28 protein-coding genes are annotated in these 23,846 nt (G+C 63.7%); 8 read left to right on the top strand and 20 right to left on the bottom strand.

Features of this window, described 5'->3' with window-relative positions:
* Positions 1–240 precede the first annotated feature (240 nt).
* Together MTX21_RS22175 and MTX21_RS22180 are read right to left on the bottom strand one after the other, a co-directional pair.
* Positions 241–861 (bottom strand): nuclear transport factor 2 family protein, encoded by a 621-nt coding sequence (locus MTX21_RS22175; RefSeq protein WP_280966811.1) that lies wholly within the window; start codon positions 859–861, stop codon positions 241–243.
* Positions 862–1,038: 177 nt separating this feature from the next.
* Positions 1,039–1,845, bottom strand: a complete 807-nt coding sequence (locus MTX21_RS22180) for a response regulator (RefSeq protein ID WP_280966812.1) — start codon at positions 1,843–1,845, stop codon at positions 1,039–1,041.
* A gap of 236 nt (positions 1,846–2,081) precedes the next feature.
* On the opposite strand from MTX21_RS22180, the gene MTX21_RS22185 reads away from it, so the two are divergent.
* The gene (locus MTX21_RS22185; protein ID WP_280966813.1) at positions 2,082–2,312 is read left to right on the top strand and encodes a NepR family anti-sigma factor; all 231 of its coding nucleotides are present in this window, start codon (positions 2,082–2,084) and stop codon (positions 2,310–2,312) included.
* Complete coding sequence (locus MTX21_RS22190; RefSeq protein ID WP_027521710.1) at positions 2,312–2,860, top strand: sigma-70 family RNA polymerase sigma factor; 549 nt, start codon at positions 2,312–2,314, stop codon at positions 2,858–2,860. The genes MTX21_RS22185 and MTX21_RS22190 overlap by 1 nt, the downstream gene beginning before the upstream one ends.
* 238 nt (positions 2,861–3,098) lie before the next feature.
* Here the strand turns inward: MTX21_RS22190 and MTX21_RS22195 are convergent, their stop codons facing one another.
* From MTX21_RS22195 to urtA, 15 genes are all read right to left on the bottom strand, one after another.
* A complete protein-coding gene (locus MTX21_RS22195) occupies positions 3,099–4,757 on the bottom strand; it encodes an HWE histidine kinase domain-containing protein (RefSeq protein WP_280966814.1) in 1,659 nt (552 codons plus the stop codon).
* 278 nt (positions 4,758–5,035) lie between these two features.
* Positions 5,036–5,686 (bottom strand): urease accessory protein UreG, encoded by a 651-nt coding sequence (gene ureG, locus MTX21_RS22200; protein ID WP_280966815.1) that lies wholly within the window; start codon positions 5,684–5,686, stop codon positions 5,036–5,038.
* Positions 5,687–5,851: 165 nt separating this feature from the next.
* A complete protein-coding gene (locus tag MTX21_RS22205) occupies positions 5,852–6,580 on the bottom strand; it encodes an urease accessory protein UreF (protein ID WP_280971134.1) in 729 nt (242 codons plus the stop codon).
* A complete protein-coding gene (locus MTX21_RS22210; protein ID WP_280966816.1) occupies positions 6,561–7,178 on the bottom strand; it encodes an urease accessory protein UreE in 618 nt (205 codons plus the stop codon). The genes MTX21_RS22205 and MTX21_RS22210 overlap by 20 nt, the downstream gene beginning before the upstream one ends.
* 13 nt (positions 7,179–7,191) lie before the next feature.
* The gene (locus MTX21_RS22215; RefSeq protein ID WP_063699041.1) at positions 7,192–7,491 is read right to left on the bottom strand and encodes a putative quinol monooxygenase; all 300 of its coding nucleotides are present in this window, start codon (positions 7,489–7,491) and stop codon (positions 7,192–7,194) included.
* 140 nt (positions 7,492–7,631) lie between these two features.
* Positions 7,632–9,347, bottom strand: coding sequence for an urease subunit alpha (gene ureC / locus MTX21_RS22220; RefSeq protein ID WP_280966817.1), 1,716 nt, complete (start codon positions 9,345–9,347; stop codon positions 7,632–7,634).
* A 37-nt stretch (positions 9,348–9,384) separates the two neighbouring features.
* Positions 9,385–9,924: an HD domain-containing protein gene (locus MTX21_RS22225; protein WP_280966818.1), complete on the bottom strand. Its 540-nt coding sequence runs from the start codon at positions 9,922–9,924 to the stop codon at positions 9,385–9,387.
* Between the two features lie 290 nt (positions 9,925–10,214).
* Complete coding sequence (locus MTX21_RS22230) at positions 10,215–10,520, bottom strand: urease subunit beta (protein WP_025576653.1); 306 nt, start codon at positions 10,518–10,520, stop codon at positions 10,215–10,217.
* Between the two features lie 9 nt (positions 10,521–10,529).
* A complete protein-coding gene (locus MTX21_RS22235; RefSeq protein WP_172110074.1) occupies positions 10,530–10,832 on the bottom strand; it encodes an urease subunit gamma in 303 nt (100 codons plus the stop codon).
* A gap of 24 nt (positions 10,833–10,856) precedes the next feature.
* Positions 10,857–11,702 (bottom strand): urease accessory protein UreD, encoded by an 846-nt coding sequence (locus MTX21_RS22240; protein WP_280966819.1) that lies wholly within the window; start codon positions 11,700–11,702, stop codon positions 10,857–10,859.
* 37 nt (positions 11,703–11,739) lie between these two features.
* Positions 11,740–12,435, bottom strand: a complete 696-nt coding sequence (gene urtE, locus MTX21_RS22245; RefSeq protein ID WP_280966820.1) for an urea ABC transporter ATP-binding subunit UrtE — start codon at positions 12,433–12,435, stop codon at positions 11,740–11,742.
* A gap of 3 nt (positions 12,436–12,438) precedes the next feature.
* Complete coding sequence (urtD, locus tag MTX21_RS22250) at positions 12,439–13,200, bottom strand: urea ABC transporter ATP-binding protein UrtD (protein ID WP_280966821.1); 762 nt, start codon at positions 13,198–13,200, stop codon at positions 12,439–12,441.
* Positions 13,197–14,375 (bottom strand): urea ABC transporter permease subunit UrtC, encoded by a 1,179-nt coding sequence (gene urtC / locus MTX21_RS22255; protein WP_280966822.1) that lies wholly within the window; start codon positions 14,373–14,375, stop codon positions 13,197–13,199. The genes urtD and urtC overlap by 4 nt, the downstream gene beginning before the upstream one ends.
* Positions 14,372–15,982: an urea ABC transporter permease subunit UrtB gene (urtB, locus tag MTX21_RS22260; protein WP_280966823.1), complete on the bottom strand. Its 1,611-nt coding sequence runs from the start codon at positions 15,980–15,982 to the stop codon at positions 14,372–14,374. Before urtB ends, urtC begins: the two co-directional genes overlap by 4 nt.
* Positions 15,983–16,080: 98 nt before the next feature.
* Positions 16,081–17,403, bottom strand: coding sequence for an urea ABC transporter substrate-binding protein (urtA, locus tag MTX21_RS22265; protein WP_280966824.1), 1,323 nt, complete (start codon positions 17,401–17,403; stop codon positions 16,081–16,083).
* Between the two features lie 504 nt (positions 17,404–17,907).
* On the opposite strand from urtA, the gene MTX21_RS22270 reads away from it, so the two are divergent.
* The 3 genes from MTX21_RS22270 to MTX21_RS22280 all read left to right on the top strand — a co-directional run bounded on the left by MTX21_RS22270 (position 17,908) and on the right by MTX21_RS22280 (position 20,216).
* The gene (locus MTX21_RS22270) at positions 17,908–19,416 is read left to right on the top strand and encodes a DEAD/DEAH box helicase (RefSeq protein WP_280966825.1); all 1,509 of its coding nucleotides are present in this window, start codon (positions 17,908–17,910) and stop codon (positions 19,414–19,416) included.
* Between the two features lie 26 nt (positions 19,417–19,442).
* Positions 19,443–19,733, top strand: coding sequence for a translation initiation factor IF-1 (infA, locus tag MTX21_RS22275; RefSeq protein WP_280966826.1), 291 nt, complete (start codon positions 19,443–19,445; stop codon positions 19,731–19,733).
* Between the two features lie 270 nt (positions 19,734–20,003).
* Complete coding sequence (locus MTX21_RS22280) at positions 20,004–20,216, top strand: cold-shock protein (protein ID WP_063699053.1); 213 nt, start codon at positions 20,004–20,006, stop codon at positions 20,214–20,216.
* 28 nt (positions 20,217–20,244) lie between these two features.
* On the opposite strand, the gene MTX21_RS22285 is transcribed toward MTX21_RS22280, so the two are convergent.
* The 3 genes from MTX21_RS22285 to MTX21_RS22295 form a co-directional block, all read right to left on the bottom strand.
* Positions 20,245–20,892, bottom strand: coding sequence for a TadE/TadG family type IV pilus assembly protein (locus MTX21_RS22285; RefSeq protein WP_280966827.1), 648 nt, complete (start codon positions 20,890–20,892; stop codon positions 20,245–20,247).
* A gap of 48 nt (positions 20,893–20,940) precedes the next feature.
* Positions 20,941–21,444 (bottom strand): pilus assembly protein N-terminal domain-containing protein, encoded by a 504-nt coding sequence (locus MTX21_RS22290; protein ID WP_280966828.1) that lies wholly within the window; start codon positions 21,442–21,444, stop codon positions 20,941–20,943.
* Between the two features lie 158 nt (positions 21,445–21,602).
* Positions 21,603–22,430: a sterol desaturase family protein gene (locus tag MTX21_RS22295; RefSeq protein WP_280966829.1), complete on the bottom strand. Its 828-nt coding sequence runs from the start codon at positions 22,428–22,430 to the stop codon at positions 21,603–21,605.
* A gap of 282 nt (positions 22,431–22,712) precedes the next feature.
* On the opposite strand from MTX21_RS22295, the gene MTX21_RS22300 reads away from it, so the two are divergent.
* From MTX21_RS22300 to MTX21_RS22310, 3 genes are all read left to right on the top strand, one after another.
* Complete coding sequence (locus MTX21_RS22300) at positions 22,713–22,877, top strand: Flp family type IVb pilin (protein WP_280966830.1); 165 nt, start codon at positions 22,713–22,715, stop codon at positions 22,875–22,877.
* A 74-nt stretch (positions 22,878–22,951) separates the two neighbouring features.
* Positions 22,952–23,095 carry a hypothetical protein gene (locus MTX21_RS22305; protein ID WP_280966831.1) on the top strand — a complete coding sequence of 48 codons (144 nt, stop codon included), beginning with the start codon at positions 22,952–22,954 and terminating at the stop codon, positions 23,093–23,095.
* A 129-nt stretch (positions 23,096–23,224) separates the two neighbouring features.
* Positions 23,225–23,749, top strand: a complete 525-nt coding sequence (locus MTX21_RS22310; RefSeq protein WP_280966832.1) for a prepilin peptidase — start codon at positions 23,225–23,227, stop codon at positions 23,747–23,749.
* The last annotated feature ends 97 nt before the right edge of the window (positions 23,750–23,846 follow it).

Here is a 23,846-nt window from a genome sequence, read left to right on the forward strand (position 1 = left end):
CGCCCCATGGCGATCGACGGAACAACGCTGCCGGAATGTCCGAAGTTCTTGGCTGTTACGATCACTTAACCGTGTGCGAAAAAATCGCGGGGTGCAAAAAATCTTGGAATGGCTTGGAACGACTTTCGCGCCTGGGAGTCGTCTCAGCAGCCGGTTATTCCCCCCTGCCCCATAAACCGGCGACGTAGGGCGCGACTGTGGTGATGCCAGTCGCGCCTTACTTTTATCTGCGGCTGACTTTCATGTGCGGCCTACGTGGCCTTCCTTGGCCTTCGCGACAAGCCACTCGCGTCCCTCGGCATAAAGCTTCTCGACCTCGGCGCCGGTCAGGCCCGGCATGTCGCGCTTGACCTTGTAGCCGATCAGCTCCTGCATGTAGGCGAGGTGGCGGTAGCCCTCGGGCAGTGCCGCCAGAGCGTGCGCATCGAGGCGGAGCGTCGCCGACGGATCGACCGGATCGATCCGGTCTTTCTCGTAGATCGGCTGGCGGCGGACGATGCCCCATTTGCCTTGCCGCTTCTCCAGGAAATCATAGAAGCGCCCGGTGCAGACGACGTCGCAGAGCACGTCATGCACGGCCGCGCGCTGCGAGATGGTCATCTTGGTCTGCGCGACGGCGCGCTCACCGGAGAGATCGATGCTGGTGCCGCCGAGGAAATGCAGGATGCGTACGCCCTTCGCAAAGCCTTCCTGGCTGACGCGGATGAAATCCCTCGCCGGCCCCTGAAACCAGGTGGCGGACATCCAGCCTTCCTCATGCCAGACGGTGGCAAAGCGCTCCCAGTCGCCGGCATCGCGCCACACCGCCCAGTTCTCGACGAGGTCGCGGATGGCGAGGCGATCGAGCTGCGGCTGGTCCATGAACACGTCTCCGGTTGCCTAGCGGCCGCAACGCGGCTGCTCCACGAGGTATGAGCGATGCATTCGGTGGCCGTCAAGCGCGGTAAGCCGGCAACAAAAATCCGGCGCACCTTCGGCACGCCGGATCTGATCGTCATCAAGCGCCGAGGCGCCTTCCTTACGCTGCAGGCGCCTTCTCTACGCCGCCGGCGCCTTGGGCGTGCGGTTGCGCGAGTTGCGCTGGAAGAACAGCGCCTGGCTCGCCACTGCCGACACCATCGCTGGCTGGAACGGCTTTGAGATCAGGAACGCCGGCTCGGGGCGCTCGCCGGTGAGGAAGCGCTCCGGATAGGCGGTGATGAACACCACCGGCACTTCGAAAGTGCGCAGGAGCTCGTTGACCGCATCGAGGCCCGAGGAGCCATCGGCGAGCTGGATGTCGGCGAGGATCAGGCCGGGCCGCTTGTTCTTGGCGAGCGCCACCGCATCCGAATGGGTGCGGGCGACACCGACGACGTTGTGGCCGAGATTCTTCACCAGACTCTCGAGGTCCATGGCGATGAAGGTCTCGTCCTCGATGATCAGCACATCCGTAGCGATCTCGGCCGCCATCTCGCGTCCCGCGGCGTCGGCGAGCCGGCGTGTCTCCGCAACATCGGTATTGAGGATGTAGGCGACCTCCTCTTCGGAGAATCCTTCGAGCGACAGCAGCAGGAATGCCTGCCGCGGCAGCGGCGTGATGTTCGACAGCCGCCGCTCGGGCGGCATCGGCAAGGGCGTGACCTCGGCGTCGTCGTTGACGGAGACCGAATTCCATATCTGGGTGAACAGCCGGAACAGGCCGGCCCGTGGTCCGTGGCTCTCGTCGAGCACCGACGGATCCCCGAGCATGGCTTCCAACATGGCTGCGACGTAGGCGTCACCGGACGGCTGGCTGCCCGTCAGGGCACGTGCATACCGCCGCAATAACGGCAAGTGCTCAGCAACAAGCTGTGAACGGGACATCCCCACTCCATTCATCTTCGGGCCAATCCGCACGAGACCCACACAAGGGCGGCCCGGACCTCCCCTGCTCGCCCAGTCTACGCCCGAACTCAAGAAAAGTTCCGGGACGGCTGGAACTTTTCCTCCGCCCTTGCATTAGGCCTATCCAGGGAACGGCTCCCGGTTGAGAAAAAGCCTCTGTTTTGCAGTCACTTAACTCGGGGAAACGTGGAACAGGTCATGAAAGATCTCAGGTCATGAAAGATCTAAAGTCTCAAGCAAGCAAGAACACGACCCCCGGCAAGGGTGGCCTCACGCCGGAGATTCAATCTCGGATTGGGCACCAGTTGCGCGCCATGTACGACGATGTCGTGCGGCAGGGCGTTCCCGACCGGTTCGCGGAGCTTATCAAAAAGCTTGATGCGCCGGGAGCGACACCCCAGGTGGAAAACGATGGGGGAACCAATGACAACAATGGGAGGGACTAATGCCCCTCACGGAATCCCTGCGCGACGACATCCTGGCGGCCGTGCCGAGCCTGCGCGCCTTCGCCATCTCACTCAGCGGCAACGCTGATCGCGCCGACGACCTGGTGCAGGAAACGCTGCTGCGGGCGCTCGCCAACATCGACTCGTTCCAACCCGGCTCCAACCTGCCGGCGTGGCTGTTTACGATCCTGCGCAACCTGTTCCGCTCCGACTATCGCAAGCGGCGGCGGGAGGTGGAGGATGCGGAAGGCAACTACGCCAAGACACTGAAGACGCAGCCGTCGCAGAACGCGCATCTCGAGTTCGAGGAGTTTCGCGCGGCGCTCGACAAGCTTCCGCAGGACCAGCGCGAAGCACTGATCCTGGTCGGCGCCTCCGGCTTCTCCTATGAGGACGCGGCCTCGATCTGCGGCTGCGCGGTCGGCACGATCAAGAGCCGTGTCAACCGCGCCCGCTCGAAGCTCGCGGCCCTGCTCTATGTCGACGGCGCCGAGGATTTCGGCCCGGACGAGACCGTGCGCGCCGTGATCGGCGGCAGCGGCGGCTAGAGGCCGGCAGTCAGAACAAGCGCACGAAGGTAGAGGCGGCCGCTTGAGCGGCCGCCTCTACGCGCGTGTCTTCCCTTCTCGCCTTCTTGTGGGAGAAGGTGTCGCGCTAAGCGCGACGGATGAGGGGTCTCGCTCCGCGCATCAATCTCTCGATTTGAACTCGCGGATAAAGCCCCTCATCCGGCGCTTCGCGCCACCTTTTTTCGGAAAACCGCTCCACGCTTTTCCGGATCATGCTCTAGCGCACCGGCCGCACCGGTGCCGAAAATTTCTCGGTGCGATCGCGCTCCGTCATGTCGACGACCGTCTCCATCGGCGCGGTCAGCTCGTAGATGTAGGAGGCGTCGGTGAAGTAGCGCTTGGCGGTGCCGCCGAGTGCTTCAGGGGCGACTCGATCGAGCAGGATCAAACCGAAATCGGAATCGGGGCGGCGCGTCGCTTCGCTGGTGTTGAGCTCCTCCCAGCGGAAATGGAACATCTCCTCGCCCTCTTCGCCCGTCACCGTCCAGTTCGCCGTGATGTGCGGATGCTTGCCGACCAGCGACAGCCCCTCGTCGGAATGCGAAGCGAGCTCGAAGAACAGCAGCGAGAGGCTTTGCGCTGCGCGCGCACTCACCGCGATGTCGGGCCCGCTGACGGCAATGCGATCGGCATGCGGGATGGCGCGCGCCTCGAACAGGCCCTTCAGCTTGACACCCTGCCACTGGCTCTCGCTCAGCAGCGAGACGACGTTGGACATGGCGTGAATGCGGCCGATCAGCAGCTCGCGCGCGACGTCGATATCGGAGCCGTGGCGCAGCGTGCGCGTCACGATCGACTGGATCACAGCCAGGATGTTCTTGACGCGATGGTTCAGCTCGTCGATCACCGCCGTCAGCCGACGCTCGAAGCCGATCCGCACCTGGATTTCCCGGCTGAGCCGCAAATTGTTGTAGGCGACATATCCGAACAGGCCGCACACCATCGCCGTGATGGCGAAACCGATCGCCGCGACGATGATGGCTGTCTGCTCGGCGCGCCGTGCCGAATTGGTCTTCGCGTAATAGCTGAGCTGCCAATCGCGGCCGCCGAAGCTCAGCGTGCGCGTTGCCGACCGCGCCGGTCCGTCGGCTGAGGCCATGCGTGTGGAGACCACGCCCTGGTCATTGGCCACGAGCTCGCCGCCATCCTTGCGCGGATCCTTCAGCGCGACGGAGAACAACGACATGTCGTCGTTGGTCAGCATCAGCGAGGCGAGCTCGTAGGAAAACGTGATGAAGCCCGCCGGCTCGGTCGCGCCTTCGGGAATCACGGGCGCGGCCACGATGACTCCGACTGGCCCGTTGCCGCGCAGCAGCGGGACCGGGTCGGAGGCAACCGACCTCTTCTCGACCCTGGCACGTGCCAGCATGGCGCTGAGAACCGGATCCTGGTCGTAGCTGCGGCCAGGCAGCGCCTTGGTCTCGTCGCTCCGCGGCTCGAGGTCCAACAGCACGTCAATCGGCTGGGTGACGGTGGCCGGATCGATCGGCTTGTCATCGTAGGTGCGGATCTTCGCATTTGGAAAGCCCGCGCCCGCGATCGCCGCCTGCGCCGCGGCCAGCTCGTTCGGCTTGAGGCGGGCGATCCAGCCGGCCACCACGAAATCGGTCTTGAAGGCGTAAATGGCCGAGCGCAGCGGCTCCAGCATGTTGGGCTTGATCACGGACGGCGCGCGGAACAGGCCCGAGGCGACACGCGCAAGCAGCTCACGCTCGGTCAGCCGGTCCTGGACCAGGCTCGCGTGAACGTCGATTGCGCGCGCCAGCGCGATGCGGTCGAGCGCCAGCTCCTGGTCGTGAACGCGATAGGCCGCGAGCCCGGAGAGCAGGACTCCGAGCAGAGCGATGAAGCCGATGATGAAACCCAGCCGGACCACGCGACTACTCAGGAGAAGGTGGGAAGTCGGCAATAAACACGAAGCATATGAACGCCGCTCGAACGGCCAAGTGCCGAAACAGAGTGGACCTCAGTAGGGGAGATAATGAAGGAGGAGGCATCAGTACGCAACTTGGGTCGCCCGAAAAGCTTAATTCGCCCGGCCGATCGTCCGGCCAAAGAGGTTTGCTCCGGACACCAAGTGCGTTAATCGCTGTGCCGCAAATTTGTTCCGCGGATACAGTTTGGCCGCAGGTGTTAACGGCCATAAAGACTGCGCTATGTCGTCGCGCTCCGCAAGCCGTCCTTCAAGCCGCGCTCCAAGCCGCCCTTGGCCTCGATGAAGCCGACGATGCGGTCGAGCCCCTCGCTCTTCTTCAGGTTGGTCATCACAAACGGACGCTCGCCGCGCATCCGCTTGGCGTCCGTCTGCATCTTCTCGAGGGAGGCGCCGACATGGGGGGCAAGGTCGATCTTGTTGATGACCAGGAGGTCGGACCGGGTGATGCCGGGACCGCCCTTGGACGGAATCTTGTCGCCAGCGGCCACGTCGATGACGTAGATCGTAATGTCGGCGAGCTCCGGGGAAAAAGTGGCAGCGAGGTTGTCACCGCCGGACTCGATCAGCACCAAGTCGAGATCGGGAAACTTCGCACGCATGTCCGCAACCGCCGCAAGGTTCATCGAGGCGTCCTCGCGGATCGCGGTGTGTGGACAGCCGCCGGTCTCGACGCCGGCGATACGATCCGGCGTCAGCGAGCCCGAGCGCACCAGGAATTCCGCATCCCACTTGGTGTAGATGTCGTTGGTGATCGCAGCGATGTCGTAGCGCTCGCGCATGGTCTTGCAGAGCAGGTCCATCAGCGCTGTCTTGCCCGATCCGACGGGGCCGCCGACACCGACACGCAGGGGGCCATGAGATTTAGCCATTGTAGCTTGCTCTTTCCTATCGTCGTCCCGGCGAAAGCCAGGACCCATTACCACCGAACTTTGTTGTCGCGGCAGGCTGAGGCCATACGGACGCATAACCACGGGCATTTGTGGCTATGGGTCCTGGCTTTCGCCTGGACGACGGCGGAGTGCGCGGCGCAGCCCTCACGACCTGAACAGCCGCGTATATTGCGTCTCGTGTCGCATGCTGGCGAGATCGGCGCGAAACGTCGCGCTGCCGAGATCGTCCAGTAGCGCATGCAGCGCACGATTGGCAGTCGCGGCGACCGCAGCTTCCAGCATCACCAGCACGCGCTGGCAGTCGGTCTGGCCGAGCGGAATGAGCCGGCTTGCCGCGGAGATCCAGTTCGAGACCAGCGCGTGCAGGAAGGCGTGCAGCGTCGGCGGCAGCGGCACGCCATGGGCGGCCGCAACGACACCGACCGCGACGGGATAGACCAATGGCGTACGGCATGCCGCGACCATGGCATCCAACCCGTCGGCATCCCACGCCGCTCGCGCGATGTCGATGAAGGCGCGCCCCTGCGAGGTCGTCTCGAGCTGCCGCTCGCGCGAAGGCACGAAGGCCGCAGCGAGCTCCGCGATCTCGCATAGCGAGGCGCCCTCGACCGCCTCGGCGGCGCGGTAAGCATGGACCAGAAAGATCGCGTCGCAAATGCCCGCGCCGTCGCCGAGCATCGCACCGAGCCAGTCGGCGAGCGTCACGGTGTCGGTGATGTCGCCCGCCTCGACTGCCCATTCAATGCCGCTGGAATAGGAGAAGCCGCCGACTGGAAACGCCGGCGACAGCCAGGTCATCAACCGGTACAGCGCCGCCGCCTCCCGCTCGGTCAAGCAGCCGGACTCGACCGGCTCATTTGTGGTCATGAGCATGGCTATGGCCATGGTGATGATCGGGGTGGTCGCAATGCTCGTCGTGGCGATGGTGATGATCGTGGCCATCATGATCGTGGTGATGGTCGCCGTGATCGTGATGGTGATGTCCGTGATCGTGATGCGCATGGGCGTCATGTCCATGCGCGTGGTCATGTGCATGAGCTGCATCGGCATAGGCGCCGCCCTCGGGATCGAATGGCGCCTCGATCTCGATCACGCGCGCGCCTAACCCCTTCACCATCGTCTCGATGACATGGTCGCGGCGGATGCGCAGGCTCTTGGCCATGATCTGCGTCGGCAAATGGCGATTGCCGAGATGCCAGGCGACGCGGATGAGATGGTGCGGATCGCGGCCGCGGATTTCCAGCAGCGGCTCGGGCTCCGCGACCACCTCGATCAGCCGGCCGTCCTCCAGTTCCAGGGCATCGCCGCCGCGAAGCGCGACGGCGTTTTCGAGGTCGAGCAGGAATTCGAGCCCGCGCGTGCCCGTCATCGCCATGCGGCGCCGGTGCCGGTCGTCGAAATCGAGCACGACCGTATCCGCCGGCGCCTCCGTGAAGCGGTGCTGTCCCCGTACCTGCGTCGCCCGGATCATGCGCTTTACCCTATTACCTGGTCTCGACCTTTTCCGGCGTGATCACCTCGATCTTCGGCGGTGCCGTGAAGCACTTCACCGCCACGCGGCCGAACGTCTTCATATGCTCCATGGCACGATGCGGAACCAGCGCCTCGGCATTCTCCCACTGCTCGACGAACACCATCTTGGTGGGATCGGTGACGCTCTCGTGCAGATCATAGGCGATGTTGCCGGGCTCCTTCCGCGTCTCCTTGATGCAGGCGGTGGCGGCTGCGATGAATTCGGCGCGCGTTTCGGGCTTGATGGTCAAGGTGGCAACAACGTAGATCACGAGAAATCCTCCCGGCTTTTCTTTCTAAGGTAAGATACCGGGCGCGACATTAGACCAGGCGGGATCGAACGCAAAACCGGAAAAACTGCCCCCGGACATCGCTCGGGACCTATTCTTGGGACATGTGTCGAGGCGCTATTTCAGTACATGAAATATCGCTGTGCCATCGGCAGTACCTCGGCCGGCGCGCAGGTCAAAAGTTCGCCGTCGGCGCGGACCTCGTAGGTCTCCGGATCGACCTCGATATTGGGCGTCGCGTCGTTGTGGATCATGCTCTTCTTGGAGATCTTTCCGCGGGTGTTCTGAACCGCATAGAGCTTCTTGTCGATGCCGAGTTTTCGCGCGAGGCCGGCGGTGACGGCAGCCTTCGAGGTGAACACGACGGATGATGCCGTGCGCGCCTTGCCGAAGGCACCGAACATCGGCTGGTAATGTACCGGCTGCGGCGTCGGGATCGAGGCGTTGGGGTCGCCCATGGGAGCTGCCACGATCGAGCCGCCCTTGATGATGCAGTCCGGCTTGACGCCGAAGAAGGCGGGCGACCACAGCACGAGGTCGGCGAGCTTGCCCTTTTCCACCGAGCCGATCAGCTTTGAGACGCCATGGGCGATCGCGGGATTGATCGTGTACTTGGCTATGTAACGCTTCACGCGGAAATTGTCGTTGTCCTTGCCCTGGTCCTGCGGCAGCGATCCGCGCTGCTTCTTCATCTTGTCGGCGGTCTGCCAGGTGCGGATGATGACCTCCCCTAACCGGCCCATCGCCTGCGAGTCCGAGGACATCATCGAGAGCGCGCCGAGGTCGTGCAGGATGTCTTCGGCGGCGATGGTTTCCTTGCGGATGCGGCTCTCGGCAAACGCAAGGTCTTCCGCGATCGACGGATCGAGGTGATGGCACACCATCAGCATGTCGAGATGCTCGTCGATGGTGTTGCGGGTGAACGGCCGCGTCGGATTGGTCGAGGACGGCAGCACGTTCTTCAGTCCTGCGACCTTGATGATATCAGGCGCGTGACCGCCGCCGGCGCCTTCGGTGTGGAAGGCGTGGATGGTGCGGCCCTTGAAAGCCTTGATGGTGTCCTCGACGAAGCCGGATTCGTTCAGCGTGTCGGTGTGGATCATGACCTGGATGTCATGATCGTCGGCGACCGACAGGCAGTTGTCGATCGCGGCCGGCGTCGTGCCCCAGTCCTCGTGCAGCTTCAGCGCACAGGCGCCGGCCTTGATCATCTCGACCAGGGCCGCCGGCCGCGAGGCGTTGCCCTTGCCGGAAATGCCGAGATTGACCGGGAAGGCATCGAACGACTGGATCATCCGCGCGATGTGCCAGGGGCCGGGCGTACACGTCGTGGCGAAGGTGCCGTGCGACGGACCGGTGCCGCCCCCGAGCATCGAGGTGACACCGCTCATCAAGGCGTGCTCAATCTGCTGCGGGCAGATGAAGTGGATGTGGCTGTCGAAGCCGCCGGCGGTGAGGATCTTGCCTTCTCCCGCGATGACGTCGGTGCCGGGGCCGATGATGATGGTGACACCCGGCTGGATGTCGGGATTGCCGGCCTTGCCGATCGCGGAGATCATGCCGTCCTTGATGGCGACGTCGGCCTTCACGATGCCCCAGTGGTCGACGATCAGCGCATTGGTGATGACGGTATCGGCCGCGCCCTGGCGGCTCGTGACCTGCGATTGCCCCATGCCGTCGCGGATCACCTTGCCGCCGCCGAACTTCACCTCCTCGCCATAGGTGGTGAAATCCTTCTCCACCTCGATGATGAGATCGGTGTCGGCCAGCCGCACCTTGTCGCCGGTGGTGGGGCCGAACATGTCGGCATAGACGGATCGCTTCATCTTCACGGACATCACAAGCCCCGTTCGCGTTTCAATGTTGTGTGAGTGCTCACAGCGAGGCCCTCGCTCGTTGCACTGCATCGTCAAACTTCGTCTCGAGGTAGGAATTGCTTCCGCGGCAGCCAGCGACCACCTGCTCGGCCCAATCGGTATAGTCAATCAGGTCGGCGCGCTCCTCAGTAGTGGGGTTGGAACGAATCCGTGCCTCGATGTTGCTGATCTTGTCGGCGATTTTGATCAGCTTGGCGCCGGCCGACTTTTTCGGCGCATCGACGACTTGTCGTCGTCGCCGCTCGGCTTTCGGCAGGTTCATATCGTCGGTGCATTCGACCACGATGGAAGCGACGCGCTCGGAGAATTTTTTCGCCAGCTCCTCGCGCGTGGTGTCGGTATCCTCGATCGAATCATGCAGCCAGCCGGCCGCGACCAGCTCGGCATCGGCACCATCGGTCGCAGCCGCAAGCAGGTTCGCGACCTCGGCAAGGTGGTTGATATAAGGCTCGTTGCCGCGCGCCTTGCGCGCCATGCCGTTATGGCGCCGCGCAGCAAGCTCGGCAGCTTCAGAGATGAGGCGAATGGCGGGCAGCATGATCTAGGCCTCCTCGACATCGTTTGACGTATCGCGCGATGCGTTCCCTCCCCCCTTGCGGGGGAGGATCAGGGAGGGGGGTGCACCTTGCTCGGCTGCACGACGTATCGTGAGGACCGTACTCTCGACGTCATCGATGACGTTGCCAATTTCGGTTACCCGAGCGTGCGATACCACTGCTGCCGGAGCCCGGGGCTTACCCCCCTCCCCGGCCCTCCCCCGCAAGGGGGGAGGGAGCGATCCAGTTTCGCTCACCTCACAGTGAATCACTGCGCCCGCCTTAGCCTGCCTCACAGCTTCCCCATGACGTCGCCGCGGAAGCCGTAGATGGTCTTCTTGCCGGCGAGCGCGACGAGCTGGACGTCCCGGGTCTGGCCGGGTTCGAAGCGGACGGCGGTGCCGGCGGCGATATCGAGGCGCATGCCGCGCGCCTTCTTGCGGTCGAACTTCAGCGCCGGGTTGGTCTCGAAGAAATGGTAGTGCGAGCCGACCTGGATCGGGCGGTCGCCGGTGTTGGCGACCGTCAGCGTCACGGTCTTGCGACCGGCATTGAGCTCGATCTCGCCGTCCTGGATGAAGAGTTCACCGGGGATCATGTTGCGCTCCTACCTGATCGGCTCATGCACGGTGACGAGCTTTGTCCCATCCGGAAAGGTCGCCTCGACCTGGATGTCGTGAATCATTTCGGGAATGCCCGGCATCACCTGGTCGCGGGTCAGCACTTGCGCACCCGTCTGCATCAGCTCGGCGACGGTGCGGCCGTCGCGCGCGCCTTCGAGAATGAAATCGGAGATGATCGCCACCGCCTCGGGATGGTTGAGCTTGACGCCGCGCTCGAGCCTGCGCCGCGCCACGATGGCCGCCATCGAAATCAGAAGCTTGTCCTTTTCGCGGGGAGACAGGTTCATGCGACTTCTCTTCCGTTCACATCATCAATTCAGCCACAACCGCGGCAAGGCCGCATCCGTGCGCGCCAGCACCGCCATCATGTCCGCGCGCAAACGGGCCGCATCTTGGGCACAGAAGCGCGCCATTGCAAAGCCGTTCCAGGCGGATATCCCGACCTCGCCGGCAAACGAGTCGGCCGCCTCGCGGAGACACTCGACCAAGGCCTCATCACCCGGCACGATCAATGCGGTGCCGATGGCGGCGCCCCCCTTGGCGAATGCGGGCCGCGCGAGCTTCTTGCCGATATCGCCGTCGAGCCTGACGGTCTCGGCGAAGACCAGCTTGCCGCCGCGGCGCAGCCGCCAGCGATCGACGAACTCGCCCTGCTCCATCCGCTCGCCCATGGCGGTGCGGCCGAACACGACGATCTCGCCAAGCAAAAGCGACGCGGCCTCATCGAGCTCGATGTCGAAGCGGCGCTGCACGCGCGCACGATCGAACAGGATGGTCTCCTGCGGCAGCCAGGAAAGATGCGCACCGGTCCCGACCGTCAAGGCGATGTTGAGCTGCGCCGCCGGTCCCGGGGTACGGTAGACCTTCTCGGCTGCCGCCGTGGTCAGCGTCAGCCGAGCGGCATCAGTGGCTGCGATCTCGATGTCAAAGCGATCGCCGCCGGCAACCCCGCCGGCCGTGTTGACGAACACGCCCGATAATCCCTCGTCCTCGGGCGAGGGAAAGCGCACGCGCAGGGAGCCGGACTCATGCAGGGTGCCGCGGCGCGTGACGCCGTCCCTGGCATGGACGTCGAACCGCACCGCGCCGCGGGCACGGTTGGCCTCGAAGACCGACGACTCCAACTCCGACAAATTGCCTGATAGCTCGCTGCGCATCCGCCTCCCCCAGCCGGTGGCCGCAGAATTTCCTGGCCTACAGCGCCATCTGGCGGCTGATTTCGCTCGCGTCGAGATTGCTGCGATCGCAGGTGTACTTCACCGCGCCGCGATCCATCACCGCAAAACTGTCGCCGAGTTCGCAGGCAAAGTCGAGATATTGTTCGACCAGCACGATGGCGATATTGCCGAGATTGCGCAGGTAGGAGATGGCACGGCCGATGTCCTTGATGATCGAGGGCTGGATGCCCTCGGTCGGCTCGTCGAGCAGGAGCAGTTTTGGCCGCATCACCAGCGCACGCCCGATCGCGAGCTGCTGCTGCTGACCGCCCGAGAGATCGCCGCCGCGCCGGCCCAGCATGGATTGCAGCACCGGAAACAGCGAGAATACATCGTCCGGGATGTGCTTGTCCTCGCGCTTCAGCGGACCGAAGCCGGTCTTGAGGTTCTCCTCGACCGTCAGCAGCGGAAAGATCTCGCGGCCCTGCGGCACGAAGCCGATCCCCTTGCGCGCCCGCTCGTAGGGCTTGAGCGAGCTGATGTCGCTGCCGTCGAACACGATCGATCCCGATGCGATCGGGTACTGGCCGACCATGGCGCGCAGCAGCGACGTCTTGCCGACGCCGTTGCGGCCAAGCACGCAGGTCACCTTGCCCGGCTCGGCCGAGATCGAGACGCCGCGCAGCGCTTGGGCAGCACCATAGAAGAGATTGATGTCCTTGACCTCGAGCATGCGTCAGCGTCCCAGATATACTTCGATGACCCGCTCGTTGGACGAGACCTGGTCGATGGTGCCTTCCGCGAGCACGGAGCCTTCGTGCAGGCAGGTGACCTTGACGCCGAGCTCGCGCACAAAAGTCATGTCATGCTCGACCACCATGACGGTGTGGGTCTTGTTGATCTCCTTGAGCAGCTCGGCCGTGAGATGCGTCTCGACGTCGGTCATCCCGGCGACCGGCTCGTCGACCAGCAGCAGTTTTGGATCCTGCGCAAGCAGCATGCCGATTTCGAGCCACTGTTTCTGGCCATGGCTGAGGCTGCCGGCGAGGCGGTTGCGCGCGTCGGTGAGGCGGATCGTCTCCAGCACCTTGTCGATGCGCTCGGACTCCGCCCTGCTGCCGCGCCAGAACAGGGTGCCGCGCACGGAGTGATCGACGTTGAGCGCGAGCAGCAGGTTGTCCTGCACGGTCTGGCTCTCGAACACGGTCGGCTTCTGGAATTTTCGGCCGATGCCGAGTTCGGCGATCCGGGTCTCATCCAGCCGCGTCAGGTCGGTGACGCCGTCGAACAGCACCGTACCCTCGTCGGGCTTGGTCTTGCCGGTGATGATGTCCATCATCGTGGTCTTGCCGGCACCGTTCGGGCCGATGATGGCGCGCATCTCGCCCGGCTCGAGCGTCAGCGACAGGTTGTTGATGGCATGGAAGCCGTCGAACGAGACGTGCACGCCGTCGAGATAGAGCATTGCGGAAGTCGCGCGGGAATCCATCACGTTCATGACCGCTCCTTCGCCATGTTCGGTTCCGCGATGCCATCTTCGGCCGCAGCGCTCGCAGCGGTCTCGGCCGGGCGTTTTTCCTTCGCCGCCTCCCACCAGGAATTGAAGGTGCCGACGATGCCTTTCGGCAGGAGCAGCGTCACCAAGATGAACAGCGCACCCAGCATGAACAGCCAGTACGGTGCCAGCACGCCGGAGGTGAAGAACGTCTTGGCGTAGTTGACGACGACCGCGCCGAGCGCGGCACCGACCAGGGTGCCGCGGCCGCCGACCGCGACCCAGATCACCGCCTCGATCGAGTTGCCCGGCGCGAATTCGGACGGGTTGATGATGCCGACCTGGGGCACGTAGAGCGCACCGGCGACGCCGGCCATGCAGGCCGACACCGTGAACACGAACAGCTTGTAGGATTCGACGCGGTAGCCGAGGAAGCGCGTCCGCGATTCCGCATCGCGCACCGCGATCAGAACCTTGCCGAGCTTGGACGAGACGATGGCGCGGCAGACCAGGAAGCCGACGATCAGCGCCAGGCAGCTCAGCGCGAACAGCGCGGCGCGCGTGCCTTCGGCCTGGACGTTGAAGCCGAGGATGTCCTTGAAGTCGGTCAGGCCGTTGTTACCGCCGAAGCCGAAATCATTGCGGAAGAAGGCGAGCAGCAGCGCATAGGTCATCGCCTGCGTGATGATCGACAGGTACACGCCGGTGACGCGGGAGCGGAAGGCGAGCCAGCCGAAGCAGAAGGCGAGCAGTCCCGGCACCACCAGCACCATCAGCGCCGCAAACCAGAACATGTCGAAGCCGTACCAGTACCACGGCAGCTTCTGCCAGTTCAGGAACACCATGAAGTCGGGCAGGATCGGGTTGCCGTAGACGCCGCGGGTGCCGATCTGCCGCATCAGATACATGCCCATGGCGTAGCCGCCGAGCGCGAAGAAGGCGCCGTGGCCGAGCGAGAGGATGCCGCAATAGCCCCAGATCAGGTCGATCGACAGCGCCAGGATGGCGTAGCAGACATATTTGCCCCAGAGCGCAACCAGATAGGTCGGCACCTGCAGGAACGAGCCCGCCGGCAGCAGCATGTTGGACAGCGGGATGAGGATCCCGCAAGCCGCGACGATGGCGAGGAAGATCGCCGCGCCGCGGTCCAGCGATCGGGTGAGCATGTGAGGGGTCATGCTTCCACCGCACGGCCCTTGAGCGCGAACAGGCCGCGCGGGCGCTTTTGAATGAACAGGATGATCAGAACCAGGATCGCGATCTTGCCGAGCACGGCGCCCGCAACCGGCTCCAGGAACTTGTTGGCGATACCGAGTGTGAAGGCGCCGACGAGGGTGCCCCAGAGATTGCCGACGCCGCCGAACACCACGACCATGAAACTGTCGATGATGTAGCTCTGGCCGAGATTGGGGCTGACATTGTCGATCTGCGACAGCGCCACCCCGGCGATACCGGCAATGCCGGAACCGAGGCCGAAGGTCAGCGCATCGACGCGTGAGGTGGCGATGCCCATCGAGGCCGCCATGCGGCGGTTCTGCGTCACCGCGCGCATCTCAAGGCCAAGCGCGGTGTAGCGCAGCATGGCGAGCAGGATTGCGAACACGGCGAGCGTGAAGATGAGGATCCAGAGCCGGTTATAAGTAATGGTGATCTGACCGAGCTCGAAGGCGCCGCTCATCCAGGAGGGGTTGCCGACCTCGCGGTTGGTTGGGCCGAACACGGTGCGCACGGCCTGCTGCAGCACCAGCGACAGGCCCCAGGTCGCAAGCAGCGTCTCCAGCGGACGACCATAGAGGAAGCGGATGATGCTGCGCTCGATCAGGACACCGATCGCACCGGCGACCAGGAAGGCGAGCGGCACGGCGATCAGCAGCGAATAGTCGAACAGGCCGGGGTAGCGGGTGCGGATCACCTCCTGCACCACGAAGGTGGTGTAGGCCCCGATCATCACCATCTCGCCATGGGCCATGTTGATGACGCCCATCACGCCGAAGGTGATGGCAAGTCCGATCGCCGCCAGCAGCAGCACCGATCCGAGCGAGAGGCCGTACCAGGCGTTCTGCACCGTCGACCAGACCGCGAGCGTGTTCTGGATCGAGCCGATCCCGCTCGCCGCCGCCTTGGTCACCGAGGGCGGCTGGTCGCTGCCGATACCGGTGAGCAGGGCCAGCGCTTCCTGGTCCCCGCGCGCCTTGATGGTGGCGACCGCCTCGAGCTTCTGCAACTCGGTGGCGTCGGACTTGTAGAGCAGAATCGCGGCGCGGGCTTCGCCCAGCGCTGACTTGACCGACTTGTTCGTTTCCTTGGCGAGTGCGCTCTCGACGGCGTCGAGCGCCGTCTCCTCGTGCGACTTGAACACGGATTGCGCGGCCTGCAGGCGCGTCGCGACATCCGGCGACTGCAGCGTCAGGCTGCCAAGCGCGGCGTCGACGCTGCGGCGCAGCCGGTTGTTGAGGCGGACCGCGCTGGCGCTGTCGGGAACGCTGGCGACCGGCTGCCCGGTCGCGGCGTCGATCGACTTGCCGTCGGTGCCGGTGACGTAGACCTTCTTGCTGTCGGAATCGGCCATCAGCCGGCCGTCCTGGAGCGCGCTGATGATCGGAAAGGCCAGCGGGTTGCCGCTGCTCGCGACCACTCCGATCGCCTCCTCCGTGTCGGAGAATTCGTCGTTGGCAAATTTGGCGACCGCATCCTCGAACGGACCGGCGAAAGCCGGCAGCGCGAACGCGATCAGAAACAGCGAGAGCGCAAGCGAGCAGAGACGAGCGGACAGTTTGGCTGGCACTGTGAAAATCCCGGCAGAAATGGATGGAGAAGGCGGCGGGATCGCCGCCCTCTCCAAGTGTGCAATGGGCCGTCAGGCCTTGGTCGAGTGCTCTTGGATCAGGATCCCGAGCCGAGGCACTTGTTGGTCTTGACGTTGAAGTTGCCGCACTTCTTCTCGACCCAGTCGCCGATCAGGTCCTTGGAGCCGTCGAGCTCCTTCGACCAGGCGTCGCCCGGAACGAGGCCCGGGGTCTTCCAGACCACGTCGAACTGGCCGTTGCCCTTGATCTCGCCGATGAACACCGGCTTGGTGATGTGGTGGTTGGGCAGCATCTTCGACACGCCACCGGTCAGGTTCGGCGCCTCGATGCCGGGCAGCGCGTCGATCACCTTGTCCGGATCGGTCGACTTCACCTTCTCGACCGCCTTCACCCACATGTTGAAGCCGATCACGTGCGCTTCCATCGGATCGTTGGTCACGCGCTTCGGATTCTTGGTGTAGGCCTGCCAGTCCTTGATGAACTTCTCGTTCGCCGGAGTCTTGATCGACTCGAAGTAGTTCCAGGCGGCGAGATGGCCGACCAGCGGCTTGGTGTCGATGCCGGCGAGCTCTTCCTCGCCCACCGAGAACGCGACCACCGGGATGTCCTTCGCCTTGATGCCCTGGTTGCCGAGCTCCTTGTAGAAGGGAACGTTGGCGTCGCCGTTGATGGTCGAGACCACCGCGGTCTTCTTGCCGGCCGAGCCGAACTTCTTGATGTCGGCCACGATCGTCTGCCAGTCGGAATGACCGAACGGCGTGTAGTTGATCATGATGTCTTCCTGGGCGACCCCCTTCGACTTCAGATAGGCTTCCAGGATCTTGTTGGTGGTGCGCGGATAGACGTAGTCGGTGCCCGCGAGCACCCAGCGCTTCACCTTCTCTTCCTTCATCAGGTAGTCGACGGCGGGGATAGCCTGCTGGTTGGGCGCCGCACCCGTGTAGAACACGTTGCGCTCGCTCTCCTCACCCTCGTACTGCACGGGGTAGAACAGAATGTTGTTCAGCTCCTTGAAGACCGGGAGCACGGACTTGCGGGACACCGAGGTCCAGCAGCCGAACACGACCGAGACCTTGTCCTTGGTGATCAGCTCGCGCGCCTTCTCGGCGAACAGCGGCCAGTTGGAAGCGGGATCGACGACGACGGCCTCGAGCTTCTTGCCGAGCACGCCGCCCTTCTTGTTCTGCTCGTCGATCAGGAAGAGGATGGTGTCCTTCAGCGTGGTTTCGCTGATGGCCATGGTGCCGGACAGGGAATGAAGCACGCCGACCTTGATGGTGTCGTCCGCGGCCTTCGCGCCGGTCAATGAGGCCAGACCGAGCATCAGTCCGGCGGTCGCGGCGAGCACGCCGCGGCGGCTAAATGACGCCGCTATATCGTGAGTGGATTTGGTAAGCATGATTGTATCATCTCCCTGACGCAGACGTGGAAAGAACGCTGCGAAACGGCCCCACGGCCGCCTGCGATTAATGGAATCGCAAGAACCGTGCCATGGGTTGAGCACCCGGCAAGCCACTGGTTCTATTCAGGAATTTTGCAAAAATCGAAGTTTCATGGCGACGCGCCTGCTTAAAACTTGGGCGAATGAAATGTATGCCAATGCGGCAGTCAGTCTAATTTTTGAGCAAAAAGGTATTTCTGTCTAAATTTCCGGCATAACAATTTTTGCGCCGCAATCGATCTCCGCAACGTCCGCGCCTTGAAAGCGCCCCCTCGATGTTCCATATGGGGGCAGAGATCCCTTGCGAATCAAGGGATCGTAGCGAGCCGCGTGTTCTTAAGCCCTTTCGGGCCTCTGGCTTGCCCATATCTCCCAAGCCATCCGACACCCCAAACACGCAGGTGTCTTCTCGACACCTTGTTGCGCGCGCCCCGCCGACTGCGCCGGGCGTTCGCTTTTGACATGGAAAGAACCCATCTTTTGACTTCGTTTCAGGACTTCGGCCTCGCCGAACCCATCGCCCGCGCGCTTCGTGAAGAAAATTACGTTACACCCACGCCCGTCCAGGCCCAGACCATCCCGCTGGCACTGACCGGCCGCGACGTCGTCGGCATTGCCCAGACCGGCACCGGCAAGACCGCGTCCTTCGCGCTGCCGATCCTGCACCGCCTGCTCGAACACCGCATCAGACCGCAAGCCAAGACCTGCCGCGTCCTCGTGCTGTCGCCGACCCGCGAGTTGTCCGGCCAGATCCTCGACAGCTTCAACGCCTACGGCCGCCACGTCCGCCTCACCTCGGCGCTCGCCATCGGCGGCGTGCCGATGGGCCGTCAGGTCCGCGCGCTGATGCAGGGCGTCGAGGTCCTGGTCGCGACCCCCGGCCGCCTGCTCGACCTCGTGCAGAGCAACGGGTTGAAGCTTTCGAGCGTCGAATTCCTCGTGCTGGACGAGGCCGACCGCATGCTCGACATGGGATTCATCAACGACATCCGCAAAATCGTCGCCAAGCTGCCGATCAAGCGGCAGACGCTGTTCTTCTCGGCCACCATGCCGAAGGACATCGCCGAGCTGGCGGACTCGATGCTGCGTGACCCTGCCCGCGTCGCGGTGACCCCGGTCTCCTCGACCGCCGAGCGGATCAACCAACGCATCCTCCAGGTCGATTTCTCGGCCAAGCCCGCCTTCCTGACCAAGCTCCTGAAGGAGGAGCCGATCAACCGCGCGCTGGTCTTCACCCGCACCAAGCACGGCGCAGACAAGGTCGTGAAGACGCTGGCCAAGGCCGGCATCGCCGCGAACGCCATCCATGGCAACAAATCGCAGAACCATCGCGAGCGCACGCTGGCCCAGTTCCGCTCCGGCGAGATCCGCACGCTGGTGGCCACCGACATCGCCGCTCGCGGCATCGATGTCGACGGCATCAGCCATGTCATCAATTTCGACCTGCCCAATGTGCCCGAGACCTATGTGCACCGTATCGGCCGCACCGCGCGCGCCGGCGCCGACGGCACCGCGATCTCGCTGGTCGCGGGCGGAGAGGAACTTAGTTATCTCCGCGACATTGAGCGATTGATCCGAGTGGCGCTGCCGCGAGAGGATCACCGTACCGACGCCGGCCGCGAGGCCGCCCATGCTCCGTCCGCCGCGGCTGCGCAGCACCACCGGCCGGGCCGGTCCGGTCGCTCCGGCCAGCGGCCGCAGGGCGCAAGGTACGGTGACGGACGGCCTGGCGAGGGGCGTCATGTCGAGGGCAGACCTGTTGATGGCAGGGCCGCCGACGGCCACAAGGCATCGAAGGGGTCTCGCCGCGGCCGCCGTTCCGGTGGTAAGGTGAATTCCCCACCAAACGATCGGTCGGAACAGCGTCCCGCGCATAGCGCAGGCAAGCCTGATGGAATACAAGGCGTTGCCTTTTTGCGTCGCGAGAGTCGCCCCAACGGCCGACCGAACCGCAATCCGCATTCGCACTAGTCGTCCCACGACCTGGAGACAACCACATGGCTAAGGAAGAGCTGATCCAGTTCGAAGGACTGGTGACCGAAATCCTCCCCGATGCGCGCTACCGCGTCCAGCTCGACACTGGGCACGAGATCGTGGCCTACACCGCCGGCAAGATGAAGAAGAACCGCATCAAGACCCTCGCGGGCGACCGCGTCACGGTCGAGATGTCGCCTTATGATCTGGAGAAGGGCCGGCTGATTTTCCGCCACAAGGACGAACGTCCCTCGACGCCCGGCGGCCCGCCGCGGGGCGGCGCGCAGCGTGGAGGCCAGTTCCGCCGCCGCTAGCGAGCCCTCTGGCGCGGAAGGCGCGGAACTAAAATGCTGACCTGTATGCTGATCTGCCGCGTAAATCGCGGCGGATCAAAAAATCGTGCGCGTCAGGATTGTTTTGAGGCCCTATTTCCAATAAAATGAATTAATCGATTTTCGGCCGGACGACATTAGCATCCACCGGTACAGCCGGTTCAGACACGCTGACGACCCTTCCAAAAATTCGATCTAACCTGCCTGCGCGAGCGGGCTCAGACATTGTGTACTTGAGAAGGGACTACCCCCGTGAGCATGGGAACCGTGAAGTGGTTTAACGCGACCAAGGGCTATGGCTTCATTCAGCCCGATGATGGCGGCAAGGACGTGTTCGTTCACATCAGCGCCGTCGAGCGCGCCGGCCTCGGCACGCTGCGCGAAGGCCAGAAGGTCTCGTACGAGATCGTGGCCGACCGCCGTTCCGGCAAGTCGGCGGCGGACAACCTCCGCACCGCAGGCTGAGCTTTAAGGGCTTACCGCCCTGACCGGTTCAAGCGAACGAACCAAGGAAAAGGCCGTGCGCGATGCACGGCCTTTTTTGATTCCAGTATCCGCTCGCAGATTTCAGCACGACGACGGTACGCCGTTGTAGGGAACACAAGTGACCTGGCGCGGCCGCGTGTAGGAGAGATCGCTCAGCGGTATGCTCGACTTCAACACGTAGCCCACCGAAGGCGTGTACGTGTAGCTCGCCTCGCTGAGTATGAGGTAGCTCGACGGAATCAAGAGCGCCGACGGAATCATCGTGGTGACCTTTGTCGCCGGCCTTCCGAGCCGAGGTCGCCAGCGTCGCTTGCATCGCGCCGCTCGTGATGGTGCCGGTCTTGCTCCACTGGATCGTGGCAATGCTGTTGGCATCGATATAGATCTCGGAGATCGTGCCTTTCACGAAGGTAGCGTCGTAAGGCATGATAGCCGAGATGCTAGCCGTGAACGCGTTCTGCATGTCGGTATCGGCCAGCGTCGTTGACTGCGACGTCAAATCGGACAGAGTCCGTGCAATCAACGTGACTTTGCGATCGATCGCTATGGCCGACGAAAACTCGACCGTGCCGAAGAACATCACCAGCATCAGCGGCACGATGACCGCGAATTCAGTCGCAGCGAGTGCGCGCCGGTCGGCGACGAAATCGCGCACTGAGGGAAAACCGCAGGCGGACTTCCCGTCCCGCCAGCTCCGATCGTGCTAGTTCGCCTTGGCAGCAGCCGCCGCGCCGGCGCTGCCGCTGGCGGTGCTGCTCAGCGAGCCGGCCTGGCTCATCGCGGTGCTGAAGTATTTGTCGCTGTCGCCGAGCGTGACGCGGCGCTGGCAGATCGGCATGCAGCTATAGGACTCGCGCTCGATCCCGCGGTAGACGGTGACGAGCCGGTCGCTCGGGCCTTCGACCTGGATCTGACGATCGACCAGGATCTCGCCAGCCCTGTCGAGCGCAATGAAATTGGTGGCGCCGTAGCCCTTGCCGGTCACGACGATCATGCCGCCGGGCTGGAGCGTGACGTCGGCGATCAGGGGATTGCCGACCACGATGGTGGCCACCTTGCCGGGGAGCCTCACGAGCTTGGCCTGATCGACATTGACGGCAATGGTGTCGGCACTGGATTCGGCAAGGCCGGCAGCGGGTGACGCCAGCATGGCGGCCGCAACCAGAAGACCGATGCGCGCATGACGGCGCAGGAACTCTTTACGCATACTCTACTCCCGGGACGTCACATACCGGCAGAAGCGATACCGAAGCGGAGCCGGCGCCCGACCCCGCTAACCTGCACTTAATTCGTGAACGTTCCGCAAACTTGCCGACTATTGTTTGAATGGCCTTGCGCTGTTACGGCGCCTCGGCCGGACCATTGCTATTGACGGAACGGATAGGCGAGCTGGCCGGCGATCTCCTTCGGCATGGTCGCTTCGTCCTTGCCGTATCCCTGCGGCAGTTCACCCTCCGGCATCCGGAAGGTACCGAACAGCACGTCCCAGATCGGGAAAGTCCCGGCAAAATTGGTATCGCCCCCCTGCTCGAGCGAGGTGTGGTGCCAGCGGTGAAACACCGGCGTCGCCAGCACGTATCTGAACGGCCCGAAGGTCCAGTTCAGGTTGGCGTGCACGAACGCCGAGTGGAAGGTGGTGAACGGGCCAACCCAGATCATGACGTTCGGGGAAATGCCGGCCATCAGCAGCACGACATCCACGCCGATCGTGCCGAGCACGAGATTGACGGGATGGAAGCGAGCAGCGGAAATCCAGCCCAGCTCCTCCGAGGAGTGGTGGATCGCATGGTATTTCCAGAACCCGCCGCCGTGGAACAGCCGGTGCAGCCAGTACAGCATGAAGTCGGAGAGGATCAGGAACAGTGCGCCCTGCACCCAGAGCGGAAGCTGCGATAGCGGGCCGTGGCCGTTGTCGTAGAAGGCGATGAGCTCGTCGGCATCGTGGATGTTGAAGACGACGCCGGCGCCGACGATCAATAGCCCGATCCGCATGGTGCGGGCGAACACCGGGACGAAGAACCAGTAGCAGATGTCGGTCACGATCTCCCGCTTGCGCCACCACGGCGCGCCGGGATTGCACGCCCAGAAATGCTCGAGCACCGTGAAGACGAGCGCGAGCATGAGCGTGATGGGAACGACCTTCTCGATGGTTTCGCCGAGCATCAAGGCGACTTGCATGGGTAGGCTCGACATTCGTCGCCTTTCCTTCCAATTCGAGGCGCCTCCAGGCGTACTCCCCGAAATTTAAGGGAGGGTGAAGCCGCCCGCCGGCTCCGGCATCCATTCGGTGCACCGCGAATGGAGGCGGATTGCGAGCGACGTCTTAAGGTCAAATTCACCGTCGCGAAAAGCATCGCCCGGCATTCGAGTTTCCCCGATCGGATTAACTCTACCGAAAGAGCTCGGCTCTCATGTTCGAGCGCGTAGAGGACAGCGCCCGACCGCGGCCGCCCCACCCGAGATGGAGTTTTGCTCATGAAGAACTTGATTGCGCGTTTCGTGAAAGATGAATCCGGTGCCACCGCAATCGAATACGGTCTGATTGCTGCCGGCATCGCGCTCGCAATCATCACCGTGGTCAACAGCCTCGGCACGACGCTGAACGCGAAGTTCAGTGCGATCAGCTCCTCGCTGAAGTAAGCGGCCGGACAGACCGCAGCAAAAGCCCCGGATTGCCGGGGCCTTTGTTTTTCTGGACACATCGAGTTCCCGTCGTGTTGCGTAAGTACAGGACCGATGCCGCGTTCACGGCAAACCAGGCGGAGACGGTGCGGACCGACGCGCCGGCCTACTGGGTTTGTCTTGCGTTGCTGCTCGCGGTGGTCGCGCTCGCGGCGCGAATTGCCAGCATCTGGTGAAGCCGCCCGCCCCGGGTTTTCCCGGCGCCGAGGTCGCCATCGCCGTTGTCGGTTTGTTTAGCACTGGCCGGCTAGCGTGCGGCGACGCCCCGATCCCGCGACAGATGCGCTGATCCCAGGAAACAGCCCATGATTCTCGACCTCGCGCGCCTTCTGCTGTTCCCGGCCCTGATGGCGTTCGCGGCGGCGAGCGATCTCTTCACCATGACCATCTCGAACCGCGTGTCGCTGGCGCTGGTCGCCGGCTTCTTCGTGCTCGCCATTGCCGGTGGCATGGCACCTTACGACATGCTGGCTCATGTCGGCGCCGGCGCGCTCATGCTGGTCGTGGCCTTCACCTGCTTCGCGATGGGCTGGGTCGGCGGCGGCGACGCGAAGGTCGCGGCCTCGGTCGCGCTCTGGTTCGGCTTCGCACAGTTGATGAATTTCCTGCTCTACGCCTCGCTGTTCGGCGGGGCGCTCACGCTGCTGTTGCTGCAATTCCGGCAATGGCCGTTGCCTTACGGGCTTGCCGGCCAAGCCTGGCTCGCGCGGCTGCATGCCAAGGAGAGCGGCATCCCCTACGGCATTGCGCTCGCGACGAGCGCATTGATGGTCTACCCGGAGACCGAGTGGGTGAAGGCGATCGACCTCGCCCACCTCGCACTGCGCTGAACGCACGGGATACACCGGGCGTTAAGGCGATTTAGATACGCCTCATTAACCATGCTTTGACGAATAGCTGGTCAACTGCCGATCACGGCGGCGGCAG

This window comes from Bradyrhizobium sp. ISRA430 (assembly GCF_029909975.1).
GTDB lineage: Bacteria > Pseudomonadota > Alphaproteobacteria > Rhizobiales > Xanthobacteraceae > Bradyrhizobium.